The sequence below is a fragment of the Pseudoalteromonas sp. C12FD-1 genome, from assembly GCF_037414265.1.
Lineage (GTDB): Bacteria > Pseudomonadota > Gammaproteobacteria > Enterobacterales > Alteromonadaceae > Pseudoalteromonas.
The window spans coordinates 1-202 of record NZ_JBBEVD010000001.1 but is presented as its reverse complement, the minus strand read 5'-3'; the positions used below and the strand labels follow the sequence as shown (position 1 = coordinate 202).

General features: G+C 46.5%; 1 protein-coding gene. It reads right to left on the bottom strand.

What is annotated here, in order from left to right; all coding sequences use genetic code 11:
* On the bottom strand, nucleotides 1-202 hold a 202-nt coding region (locus WDB87_RS00005; protein ID WP_337848628.1), incomplete at both ends, for a hypothetical protein.

Below are 202 nucleotides of genomic sequence, written 5' to 3'. Positions count from 1 at the left end.
TAAATCAGATACGCTTGCTGTAGCAGTTAATGTGCCGTCGTTTAATGCGCTTGCATCAATTGGGCCTGTAACGTATTCGCCATTTTGTACAAGCGCCGTTGTTTCAACTTGGTTTGTGCCATCGCTGATAATAACAGTAACAGTTTGGCCGTCTTCAACATCGGTGACTGTTCCGCGCACAACTAAGGCTTCGCTTTCGCCA